Source organism: Aquitalea sp. FG25, from assembly GCF_057809375.1.
This window is the reverse complement of the sequence record NZ_JBMDJV010000022.1, coordinates 27,911-39,608: the sequence shown is the minus strand read 5'-3', so window position 1 is coordinate 39,608 and position 11,698 is coordinate 27,911. Positions and strand designations below refer to the sequence as shown.

Genomic DNA, 11,698 nt, shown 5'->3' with positions numbered 1-11,698 from the left:
TGAGTTATACTGACAGTAAGTCTAGTACGTGTATTATCTGTTTTAAGCAAACAAATCAGCGTCCCATACTTCTTGTGCCTTTTCGTCTTTTCCCGAGAGGTGTGGCGTAACATGTAGTGGCCAGTTGATATTGATTTTTTGATCATTCCAGATAATGGAGCGATCAGATGCGGCATGCCAGTATTCATCAACCTTGTATTGCACTTCTGCGGTCTCGCTCAAGGTAAGGAATCCGTGGGCAAATCCTGCAGGTATCCACAGCTGCTTTTTGTTTTCTGCCGATAAGTGAATTGCAATCCACTGCAAAAATGTAGGGGAAGATTTTCTGATATCGACAGCAACATCAAAAATTTCACCTGCGGTACAGCGAACCAGTTTGGACTGGGCAAACGGTGGCAATTGATAGTGCAGGCCACGCAGCACGCCCTTGGCGGAGCGGCTGTGGTTGTCCTGAACAAATTCCACCTTGCGACCGATGGCTTCATCAAAGCGCTGCTGGTTGAAGCTTTCAAAGAAAAAACCGCGTTCATCACCAAATACGGCGGGTTCAATGATTTTGACATCCGCAATGGCGGTATCGATGATTTTCATGAATGACTTGCTTTCTTACTTCAGCAACTGCAGCAGGTACTGCCCGTAGGCATTTTTCTTTAGCGGTTGGGCCAGTTTTTCCAGCTGGGCGGCGTCTATCCAGTGTTGCACGTAGGCAATTTCTTCCAGACAGGCCACTTTCAGGCCTTGGCGGTTTTCTACGGTAGCAATGAACTGGCTGGCTTCCAGCATGGATTCGTGGGTGCCGGTATCCAGCCAGGCATAGCCACGGCCCATGGTTTGCACATCCAGCTGGCCTTGCTGCAGGTAGTGGTTGTTGACGTCGGTGATTTCCAGCTCGCCGCGCGGTGAGGGACGGATGGATTTGGCGATGTCGACCACCTGGCTGTCGTAGAAGTACAGGCCGGTGACTGCGTAATTGGATTCGGGGCTAAGCGGTTTTTCTTCGATGGACAGTGCTTTGCCCTGAGCATCGAATTCCACCACGCCATAGCGCTCCGGGTCCTGTACGTGGTAGGCGAATACGCTGGCACCGCTTTGCTTGGCATTGGCGGCTTTCAGCAGCTTGGGGAAGTCATGGCCGTGAAAGATGTTGTCGCCCAGCACCAGTGCTGAGGGGGCACCCGCCAGGAAGTCTTCACCAATGATAAAGGCCTGGGCCAGGCCGTCCGGGCTGGGTTGCACGGCGTATTGCAGCTTGATGCCCCACTGGCTGCCATCACCCAGTAGTTGTTCAAAGCGTGGCGTATCTTGCGGCGTGGAGATGATCAGAATGTCGCGAATCCCGGCCAGCATCAGGGTGCTGAGCGGGTAGTAGATCATCGGTTTGTCGTAGATGGGCAGCAATTGCTTGCTGACTGCCAGCGTGGCGGGATACAAGCGGGTGCCGCTGCCACCGGCCAGAATGATGCCTTTACGTTTCATCTGCATGCGCCCTGCATCAGGAATTGAAGATTTGCTGGAACACGTGTTCCACGCCGTTCTGCCATGCTGGCATGGTCAGGCCGAAATTGCGTTCGATTTTACTGCAATTTAGCCTGGAGTTGCCGGGGCGTTTTGCAGGGGTTGGGTAGGCGCTGCTGGGGATGGCATGCAGGTGTTCCGGCTGCAGTTGCAGTTCCACTCCGTAACGTGCTGCCAGTGTGAGCAAGTATTGGGTATAGCCATGCCAGCTGGTGCTGCCGCTGCTGGTCAGGTGGTAGGTGCCCAGCGGGGTTTTACCTGGTTCGGCTTGCCATTGCTTGATGATGTGGGCTGTGACATCGGCAATCAGCGCTGCGGGTGTGGGGGCGCCAATCTGGTCTGCCACTACATTCAGGCTGTCACGTTCGCGCGCCAGCCGCATGATGGTTTTGAGGAAGTTGCCGCCATGTGAACCCACTACCCAGCTGGTGCGCAGGATGATGTGCTGTGCACCACTGGCACGGATGGCTTGTTCGCCCTGCCATTTGCTTTGGCCGTATACCGATTGCGGGTTGCTGGCATCTTCTTCCAGATAAGCATCGGCCTTGTCGCCATCAAAAACATAGTCGGTAGAGTAATGCAGCAGCAGGGCCTGGTGTGCTGCCGACCAGTTGGCCATGGCTGCTGGTGCTGCGGCATTTACGGCATGGGCGAGCTGGGTTTCGTTCTCTGCCTTGTCTACTGCGGTATAGGCTGCCGGGTTGACGATGATGTCTGGCTGGGTTTGATCCAGTACAGTGGCAATCTCATCCGGGTGGGATAGGTCCAGTTGCTGGCGATCCAGGCAGATGCACTCACCTAGCATGGCCAGCGAGCGGCGCAGTTCGAAGCCTAGCTGGCCGTTGATGCCGGTAATCAGAATGCGGCTCATGCCTTATTCCCGTAGTGTTGCTCCAGCCATTGGCGATAATTGCCGCTGGTGACATTGCTGACCCAGTCTTGGTTGTCCAGATACCACTGTACGGTTTTGTGGATGCCGCTTTCAAAGGTTTCGGCCGGTTTCCAGCCCAGCTCGCGTTCCAACTTGCGTGCATCAATCGCGTAGCGGCGGTCGTGGCCCGGGCGATCTTGTACGTAGGTGATTTGCGCGGCATAACCGGTGCCATCGGCCTTGGGGCGCAGGGTGTCCAGAATGCTGCAGATGGTGTGGACAACCTCCAGATTGGCTTTTTCGTTCCAGCCGCCCACGTTATAGGTTTCACCCAGGCGTCCTTGTGCCAGCACGGTGCGGATGGCGCTGCAGTGGTCTTTGACATATAGCCAGTCGCGGATTTGCTGGCCATCACCGTAAATGGGCAAGGGCTTGCCAGCCAGTGCATTCAGGATGACCAGCGGAATCAGCTTTTCCGGAAAATGGTAGGGGCCGTAATTGTTGCTGCAGTTAGTGGTCAGGACTGGCAGGCCGTATGTGTGGTGCCAGGCACGGACCAGGTGATCCGATGCGGCCTTGCTGGCGGAGTAGGGGCTGTTGGGTTCGTAGCGGTTGGTTTCGCTAAACGGCGCGTCGCTGGCGGACAGGGTGCCGTACACCTCATCGGTGGAAACGTGCAGAAAACGGAAAGCAGTCTTGGTTTCGCCTTCCAGTCCATTCCAGTAGGCGCGTACCGACTCCAGCAGATTGAAGGTGCCCACTACATTGGTTTCGATGAAATCACCCGGACCGTGGATGGAGCGGTCGACATGGCTTTCTGCCGCAAAGTTGATCACCGCGCGTACCTGATGTTCCTGCAGCAGTCTGCCAACCAGCTCCCGATCGCCGATATCGCCTTGTACAAACAGGTGGCGCGGATCGTTTTCCAGGCTTGCCAAGGTTTGCAGATTGCCGGCATACGTCAGCTTGTCCAGATTGATGACTGGTTCACCATTGCCATTTAGCCAGTCGAGAACAAAGTTGGCTCCGATAAAGCCGGCACCGCCAGTGACGAGGATCATGTTTTATCTCTAATCTGGATAGGTTATGTTTTTTGCAGGCTACGACTCAACGGTAGCCATTTGGGTTTTGCTGCTGCCAGCGCCACGTATCGCGGCACATGTCTTCCAGGCTGCGGTTGGCACTCCAGCCCAAGCGCTGTGTTGCTTGCTCGGGTGATGCCCAGTACTCGGCAATATCACCGGCACGGCGCGGCGATACCTGGTACGGGACCTCCTGGCCGGTGCTGTTGATGAAGGCATTCACCATATCCAGTACCGAATAGCCTTTGCCGGTACCAAGATTGACCGTGAGCGAACCATTGTCCAGCGCTTCCAGCGCCTTTACATGGCCTTGCGCCAAGTCAACCACATGAATGTAGTCCCGAATGCCAGTCCCGTCTGGGGTGGGGTAGTCATCTCCAAAGACATTCAATTTGGGTAGTTTTCCGATGGCTACCTGGGAAATAAATGGCATCAGGTTGTTGGGAATGCCATTTGGGTCTTCGCCGATCAGGCCGCTTTCATGTGCACCTACCGGATTGAAATAGCGCAAAATGGCAATGCGCCAGTCTGGATCCGACTGTTCCAGATCACGTAGCATGTCCTCAACCATCAGTTTGCTACGGCCGTAAGGCTGCATCGGATTGAGCGGGAAATGCTCTTGTACCGGTACGGTATGAGGAATGCCGTAGACGGTTGCGGTTGAGCTGAAGATGAATTTTTTGCAGCCATGCTGTTTCATGGCTTGCAGCAGGCTGAGCGTGCCGTAGACGTTATTGTCGTAGTAGCGCAGCGGATCGGCTACGGATTCTCCTACGGCTTTAAGCCCGGCAAAGTGCATCACGGCCTTGATGGGGAAGGAAAAAGCCTGCGCAAGTGCCGCCGGATTGCGGATGTCGCCATGAATAAAGTGCAGTTTTTTCCCGGTCAGTGTTTCAATGCGCCGCAGGGCAGTTTCATGACTATTGCACAAATTATCCAATACGATTATTTCATGGTTGGCATTCAGTAGTTCTACGCAGGTATGCGAACCAATATAGCCGGCACCGCCAGTCACCAATATCATTTATCCATTCCAATAAGTAAGTGGTTTTTGCTTGGTGCAGGGCCATGGTAAAGTAGCCCACCGTGGGTAAGTACACTGTGCTCGCCTGCAAGGCCGACATTATAAAACAAAATTGCCCGGCTTCTCGTTGTACAGTCTTGCGACTGGAACGGGCAGGCCCGATTATTCCGTTTCCACGCCCATTCAGGCCTTGATGCCCCATGTTGCAGATTCTTTTGCTCGCACTGATTGCTTCTTTTACTACCGGGCTGTTGCTGATTCGGTATGCGCACTTGCACGCACGTTTCTCTACCGATGGTGACGTCACCGGCGTGCAGAAATTCCACGCCACGCCGGTGCCCCGTATTGGTGGCCTGCCCATCATGCTGGGGCTGGTCGCGGGCTGCGCACTTTCCGGCTATCTGAATACTTCGGTATGGGTATTGCTATTGTTGCTGTCTGCCTTCCCGGCATTTGCCGCAGGTTTTATTGAAGATCTCACCAAGAAAATCGGCCCCTTGCCACGTTTGTTGGCAACGTTTGTGGCGGCTGCATTGGGCTATTTTCTGCTCGGTGCCGGGCTGGCGCGGTTGGCCATTCCGGGTCTTGATCACTTGCTGGCCTCCTACTGGTGGTTATCACTGTTGCTTACCATGATTGCCGTAGGGGGCGTTGCTCATGCGGTCAACATCATCGACGGCTATAACGGTCTGTCGGGTATGGTGGCGGTATTCATCTTCCTGTCCATCATCTATGTCTGTTTCAAGGTGCATGACATCGTATTGATGAGTGTGTGCTTTGCCATGGTCGGCGCTGTGCTGGGCTTTCTGTTCTGGAACTTCCCGCGTGGACTGATGTTTGCCGGCGATGGTGGTGCCTACCTGATTGGCTTCATGATTGCCGAAATGTCGGTGCTGCTGGTGGCGCGCAATCCGGCGGTCTCGCCGTGGTTTCCCTTGCTGTGCGTGATTTACCCGGTGTTTGAAACCATCTTTTCCATTTATCGCCGCAAGTTTCTACAGGGCAGGGCGGTGGGCTACCCGGACGCTCTGCATCTGCACCAGATGATTTACAAGCGCATGGTGTTGTGGATGGTGGGCTCCAAGGAGGCACGTCACCTTACCCAGCGCAATAGCATGACCTCTCCCTATCTATGGCTGCTGACTTCCTTTTCGGTGATTCCGGCCATGCTGTTCTGGAACCATACCTGGGTGTTGATGCTGTTCTGCCTGTTGTTTGTACTGCTCTATCTTTATCTTTACCGCATGATTGTGCGCTTCAAGATCCCGCACTGGCTGGTGCTGCGCCGCCACGACTCCTGACTTTTCCTGCCGGTTTTGCCTGCCTGTAGGGGCAGGCAAAATTTCGGGCAGCCCACTTGAAACATATGCAAGCCGTCCCTATTATTAGCACTCGTCAGGGGTGAGTGCTAATTCCCGCCCCGCACTGCCATCCTGGCAGATCATTTTTGCTTTCAACAGCCAATTGTATTTAGGAGAGATCAATGGCAATTCGTCCGCTGCACGATCGTGTTGTTATCAAGCGCCTTGAGGCTGAAGAAAAAACCGCATCCGGCATCGTTCTGCCGGGCGCAGCAGCTGAAAAGCCCGACATGGGCGAGGTGCTGGCTGTCGGTAACGGCAAGGTACTGGACAATGGCGAGCGCCGTCCGCTGGAACTGAAGGTTGGCGACAAGGTCATCTTCGGCAAGTACTCCGGCCAGTCCGTCAAGGTTGACGGTGAAGAAGTCCTCGTGATGCGCGAGGAAGATGTCATGGGTATCGTCGAGTAATTCCGACCCATACACGCTTCTACGACCCTTTTATAGAATTTTGGAGATTTGAGCATGGCTGCAAAAGACGTAAAGTTTGGTGATTCCGCACGCGCCAAGATGGTGGTTGGTGTCAACATTCTGGCTGACGCCGTCAAGGTTACCCTGGGCCCGAAAGGCCGCAATGTTGTGCTGGATCGCTCCTTTGGCGCGCCGACCATCACCAAGGATGGTGTTTCCGTTGCCAAGGAAATCGAGCTGAAAGACAAGTTCGAAAACATGGGCGCGCAAATGGTGAAGGAAGTGGCTTCCAAGACTTCCGACGTAGCCGGTGACGGTACCACCACTGCGACCGTTCTGGCCCAGGCCATCGTTCAGGAAGGCATGAAGTACGTTGCTGCCGGCATGAACCCGATGGATCTGAAGCGCGGCATCGACAAGGCTGTGGTTTCTCTGGTAGGTGAAATCGCCAAGATCGCCAAGCCATGTGCCACCACCAAGGAAATCGCTCAGGTTGGCTCCATCTCCGCCAACTCCGATTCCGACATCGGTGAAATCATCGCCACCGCCATGGAAAAAGTGGGCAAGGAAGGCGTGATCACCGTTGAAGATGGCAAGAGCCTGAACAACGAGCTGGACGTGGTAGAAGGTATGCAGTTTGATCGCGGCTACCTGTCCCCGTACTTCATCAACAACCAGGAAAAGCAGATTGCCGCTCTGGACAATCCGTTCGTCCTGCTGTTCGACAAGAAGGTTTCCAACATCCGCGACCTGCTGCCGGTACTGGAGCAAGTGGCCAAGTCCGGTCGTCCGCTGCTGATCATCGCCGAAGACGTTGAAGGCGAAGCCCTGGCTACCCTGGTAGTCAACACCATCCGTGGCATCCTGAAGGTGGTTGCAGTCAAGGCTCCAGGCTTTGGCGACCGTCGCAAGGCCATGCTGCAAGATATCGCCATCCTGACCGGCGGTACCGTGATTGCTGAAGAACTGGGTCTGACCCTGGAAAAAGCCACCCTCGACATGCTGGGCCAAGCCAAGCGTATCGAAGTGGGCAAGGAAAACACCATCATCATCGACGGCGCTGGTCAGGCTGATGCCATCCAGGCTCGCGTTGGTGAAATCCGTCGCCAGATCGAAGAAGCTTCTTCCGATTACGACCGCGAAAAACTGCAAGAGCGCGTGGCCAAGCTGGCCGGCGGTGTTGCCGTGATCAAGGTTGGCGCTGCCACCGAAGTGGAAATGAAAGAGAAGAAGGCTCGCGTTGAAGACGCGCTGCACGCTACCCGCGCCGCTGTGGAAGAAGGCGTTGTGGCTGGCGGTGGCGTAGCCCTGCTGCGTGCCCGTTCTACCCTGGACAGCCTGAAAACCGACAACGTTGACCAAGATGCTGGCGTGAAGATCGTGCTGAAGGCTATCGAAGCCCCGCTGCGTCAGATCGTGAAGAACGCTGGCGACGAGCCGTCCGTTGTGGTGAACAAGGTACTGGAAGGCAAGGGTAACTTCGGTTACAACGCGGCTACCGGCGAATACGGCGACATGCTGGAAATGGGCGTGCTGGATCCGGCCAAGGTAACCCGCTCCGCTCTGCAACACGCTGCCTCCGTTGCTGGCCTGATGCTGACCACTGATTGCATGATCGCAGAACTGCCGGAAGACAAGCCGGCTGCTGGCGGCATGCCTGACATGGGCGGTATGGGTGGCATGGGCGGCATGATGTAAGCTGTCTCAGCCTCTCGCTGAACCTGAAAACCCCGCACTTGTGCGGGGTTTTTGTTTTCTGAGCATGACGGAGGTGACGCGGGCCATCTCTGGCACAATAAGACCATTCCGCTTCAGTAAGGACGCAAGATGCAATTACAGCAAATACTGGCCAGCCTGGATGAGTGGCTGGAACCATGGCGTTACAAGGACTATGCCCCCAACGGCTTGCAGGTGGAGGGGCGGGCAGAGGTACAGCGCATCGTCTGTGGCGTGACGGCTTCGCAGGCGCTGATTGATGTCGCGATTGAGCGCCAGGCAGATGCCATCCTGGTACACCACGGTTATTTCTGGAAAGGCGAAGATGCCCGCTTGGTTGGCATGAAACGCGCACGTGTGGCCAAATTGTTGCAGCATGATATCAGCCTGATCGCTTATCACCTGCCGTTGGATGCGCATCTGGAGCTAGGCAACAACGCCCGGCTGGCCGCCATGCTGGGGCTGGAAGTGGCGGGTCAGTGCGGCGACCAGGGCTTGTTGTGGCATGGCCGCTGGTCGCAGGCGGGCTCCGCCCGTGCCTTTGCCGATCATGTTGGCATGGTGTTGGGACGTGAAGCCTTGCTATTGGGCGATGAAAATCAAAGGGTAAGCCGTGTTGCCTGGTGCACAGGTGGTGCGCAGGGTTTCTTTGAAGAGGCCATTGGCCTGGGCGTCAATGCCTTTCTAACAGGCGAAGTATCCGAACAATGTTTCCATCTGGCTGCCGAATATGGCGTGGCGTTTATTGCCGCCGGTCACCACGCCACCGAGCGTTATGGCGTGCAGGCACTGGGCGAGAAGCTTTCTCATTTGCACGGCATAAGTGTTGAATTTGTCGATCTTTTCAATCCTGTTTAGACAAAACTACCCGACCTGGCTCAATTTATTTGCATAGGCGCTTCATGTCCCTACTGGTAATCAGGTAAAATCGCCTGGTTTGAAGTTTAAGCTCGGTTTCCACGTTTGAGGATGACTGTAATGAGTGAACAACAAGTCGATACGGGGCGCCGTCGGTTTCTGACGGTAGCAACCAGCGCTGTTGGGGGTGTGGCTGTTGCCGGGGTGGCGACGCCGTTTCTGATGAGTTTCTTCCCGTCTGAACGGGCAAAGGCCGCTGGTGCACCGGTTGAGGTGGATATCAGCAAGCTGGAGCCGGGCCAGAAGATCAACGTCGAGTGGCGCGGCAAGCCGGTATGGCTGCTGTCCCGCACCAAGCAGCAGCTTGCCGATCTGCCGAAGAACGACCCCAAGCTGGTGGACCCTAAGTCCGAAGAAGAGCAACAACCCAAGTACTGCCAAAACGAAGCCCGCTCCATCAAGCCGGAGCTGCTGGTTGCCGTGGGCATCTGTACCCACCTGGGCTGTTCGCCGACTTTCCGTCCTGATCTGGCTCCTGCCGATCTGGGTCCGGAATGGCTGGGTGGTTTCTACTGCCCGTGCCACGGTTCCAAGTTCGACCTGGCTGCCCGCGTGTTCAAGGGTGTGCCGGCTCCGAAGAACCTGGAAATTCCGCCGCATAAGTATCTGTCCGATACCCGCCTGCTGATTGGCGACGACAAATAAGCTGAGGGGGAAAAATGAGCAAAGGACAAAAGCTGCTGAACTGGATTGACGACCGCTTCCCGCTGTCGTCGATGCTGAAAGAGCACGTTACCGAGTATTACGCACCGAAGAACTTCAACTTCTGGTATTTCTTCGGCTCGCTGGCCATGCTGGTTCTGGTCATTCAGATCGTCACCGGCATCTTCCTCACCATGAACTACAAGCCGGATGGCACGCTGAACGGTGCCGGCATTCCGGTGGCATTCGCCTCGGTGGAATACATCATGCGTGATGTGGCAGGTGGCTGGATCATCCGCTACATGCACTCTACCGGTGCCTCCATGTTCTTCGTGGTGGTTTACCTGCACATGTTCCGTGGTTTGATCTACGGCTCGTACAAGCAGCCGCGCGAACTGGTATGGGTGTTTGGTTGCCTGATCTTCCTGTGCCTGATGGCTGAAGCCTTCATGGGTTATCTGCTGCCTTGGGGCCAGATGTCCTTCTGGGGCGCGCAGGTGATTGTGAACCTGTTCGGTTCCATCCCGGTCATCGGCCCGGACCTGTCGGTGTGGATTCGTGGTGACTTCGTGGTGTCCGATGCCACGCTGAACCGCTTCTTCGCCCTGCACGTGATTGCCGTTCCGTTGGTGCTGCTGGCACTGGTTGTAGCCCACCTGATCGCGCTGCACGAAGTGGGTTCCAACAACCCGGATGGCGTGGAAATCAAGAAACTGAAGGACGAGAAGGGCATCCCGCTGGATGGCATTCCTTTCCATCCCTACTACACCGTGAAGGATATCTTCGGTGTGGCTGTGTTCCTGATCGTGTTCTCCATCATCGTGTTCTTCCTGCCGGAAATGGGTGGCTACTTCCTGGAGCACCCGAACTTCGACCAGGCTGACCCGCTGAAGACGCCGCCGCATATCGCGCCGGTATGGTACTTCACCCCGTTCTACGCCATCTTGCGTGCCATTCCGTCCTTCCTGGGTACCCAGGTGTGGGGCGTGATCGGCATGGGTGCTGCCGTGGTGGTGATTGCCTTCCTGCCGTGGCTGGATCGCTCTCCGATCAAGTCCATCCGTTATCGCGGTCCCAAGTTCAAGTTCATGCTGGTCTTGTTCATCATCGCGTTCATTGGCCTGGGCATCTTGGGTGCCATGCCGCCGACGGCTGGTCGTACCTTGATCTCGCAGATTCTGTCCTTCGTTTACTTTGCCTTCTTCCTGGGCATGCCGTTCTACACCAAGAACGATGTTGGCACGGTGCCGGTTCCGACCCGCGTGACCGAAACCAATGGCAAGCGTCAGCTGCAGTTCCTGGTCTTGGTGGCAGTGACGGTGATCGCAGCCTATCTGTTCGCCACCAACGTGTAAGCAAGGGGAAAGGACTTATGAAAAGCAAAATCCGCCACCTGATCGCTGCAATGGCGCTGGTGTTGCCGGTAAGCGGCACGGTTTTGGCCAATGCAGGCCCAACGCTGGAAAAGGCTCCGATCGACATTCAGGACACTGAAAGTCTGCAGCGCGGCGCGCAGATCTTCAGCAACTACTGCCTGTCCTGCCATTCGGCCACCGCCATGCGTTACAACCGTCTGGAAGACATTGGCCTGACTGAAGAGCAAATCAAGGCCAATCTGTTGCCGGAAGGTGCCAAGATTGGTGATCAGATGAATGTTTCCATGGACAAGAAAGATGCCAAACTGTGGCTGGGTGCGGCTCCGCCGGATCTGTCACTGATTGCGCGTTCCCGTGGTGCAGACTATCTGTACGGCTATCTGCGCGGCTTCTACCGCGACCCGACCCGCCCGACTGGCTGGAACAACCTGCTGTTTGACAAGGTTGGCATGCCGCACGTGCTGTCGGAGATGCAGGGCGAGCAGGTTCTGAAGATCGAGAAGAATGCCGAAGGCCACGAAGAGCGCAAGCTCGAACTGGTGAAGGCAGGCAGCCTGACCAAGCTGGAAAACGGCAAGGCCAATACGGTTGAGTTTGACAAGCGCATGGCTGACCTGACCAACTATCTGGTCTTTATCGGCGAGCCGGCACAGGTCAAGCGTCATCAGATCGGTTACGTTGTACTGCTGTTCTTGGGCTTGCTGCTGCTGCCGCTGACCTACTTCCTGAAGAAGGAATACTGGAAAGACATTCACTGATTCAGTGAGCAAGGCTAAATGAAAA

General features: G+C 55.7%; 12 protein-coding genes. 7 read left to right on the top strand and 5 right to left on the bottom strand.

Annotated features, from left to right (window positions below):
- Positions 1-42: 42 nt before the first annotated feature.
- From rfbC to galE, 5 genes are read right to left on the bottom strand one after another with little or no spacing between them, the layout of a single operon-like run.
- Positions 43-591: a dTDP-4-dehydrorhamnose 3,5-epimerase gene (gene rfbC, locus ACODR9_RS18150; RefSeq protein ID WP_488810986.1), complete on the bottom strand. Its 549-nt coding sequence runs from the start codon at positions 589-591 to the stop codon at positions 43-45.
- 15 nt (positions 592-606) lie between these two features.
- Positions 607-1,476, bottom strand: a complete 870-nt coding sequence (gene rfbA, locus ACODR9_RS18145) for a glucose-1-phosphate thymidylyltransferase RfbA (protein ID WP_488811063.1) — start codon at positions 1,474-1,476, stop codon at positions 607-609.
- A 16-nt stretch (positions 1,477-1,492) separates the two neighbouring features.
- Positions 1,493-2,386, bottom strand: coding sequence for a dTDP-4-dehydrorhamnose reductase (rfbD, locus tag ACODR9_RS18140; RefSeq protein WP_488810984.1), 894 nt, complete (start codon positions 2,384-2,386; stop codon positions 1,493-1,495).
- The gene (gene rfbB, locus ACODR9_RS18135; RefSeq protein ID WP_488810982.1) at positions 2,383-3,447 is read right to left on the bottom strand and encodes a dTDP-glucose 4,6-dehydratase; all 1,065 of its coding nucleotides are present in this window, start codon (positions 3,445-3,447) and stop codon (positions 2,383-2,385) included. The genes rfbD and rfbB overlap by 4 nt, the downstream gene beginning before the upstream one ends.
- 46 nt (positions 3,448-3,493) lie before the next feature.
- On the bottom strand, positions 3,494-4,492 hold the full coding sequence (galE, locus tag ACODR9_RS18130; protein WP_488810980.1) for a UDP-glucose 4-epimerase GalE: 999 nt from the start codon (positions 4,490-4,492) through the stop codon (positions 3,494-3,496).
- A 200-nt stretch (positions 4,493-4,692) separates the two neighbouring features.
- Between galE and ACODR9_RS18125 the strand changes: the two genes are divergently transcribed.
- From ACODR9_RS18125 to ACODR9_RS18095, 7 genes are all read left to right on the top strand, one after another.
- Positions 4,693-5,793 carry an MraY family glycosyltransferase gene (locus ACODR9_RS18125; protein WP_488810978.1) on the top strand — a complete coding sequence of 367 codons (1,101 nt, stop codon included), beginning with the start codon at positions 4,693-4,695 and terminating at the stop codon, positions 5,791-5,793.
- A 182-nt stretch (positions 5,794-5,975) separates the two neighbouring features.
- Positions 5,976-6,263, top strand: a complete 288-nt coding sequence (gene groES, locus ACODR9_RS18120; RefSeq protein ID WP_045846653.1) for a co-chaperone GroES — start codon at positions 5,976-5,978, stop codon at positions 6,261-6,263.
- 54 nt (positions 6,264-6,317) lie between these two features.
- Entirely contained in the window at positions 6,318-7,961 is a 1,644-nt protein-coding gene (gene groL / locus ACODR9_RS18115) for a chaperonin GroEL (protein ID WP_488810975.1), read from the top strand.
- A gap of 129 nt (positions 7,962-8,090) precedes the next feature.
- A complete protein-coding gene (locus tag ACODR9_RS18110; protein ID WP_488810973.1) occupies positions 8,091-8,837 on the top strand; it encodes a Nif3-like dinuclear metal center hexameric protein in 747 nt (248 codons plus the stop codon).
- A gap of 120 nt (positions 8,838-8,957) precedes the next feature.
- On the top strand, positions 8,958-9,542 hold the full coding sequence (gene petA / locus ACODR9_RS18105) for a ubiquinol-cytochrome c reductase iron-sulfur subunit (protein ID WP_488810971.1): 585 nt from the start codon (positions 8,958-8,960) through the stop codon (positions 9,540-9,542).
- Positions 9,543-9,556: 14 nt separating this feature from the next.
- On the top strand, positions 9,557-10,894 hold the full coding sequence (locus ACODR9_RS18100) for a cytochrome b (RefSeq protein WP_488810969.1): 1,338 nt from the start codon (positions 9,557-9,559) through the stop codon (positions 10,892-10,894).
- A gap of 17 nt (positions 10,895-10,911) precedes the next feature.
- A complete protein-coding gene (locus tag ACODR9_RS18095; RefSeq protein WP_488810967.1) occupies positions 10,912-11,673 on the top strand; it encodes a cytochrome c1 in 762 nt (253 codons plus the stop codon).
- The last annotated feature ends 25 nt before the right edge of the window (positions 11,674-11,698 follow it).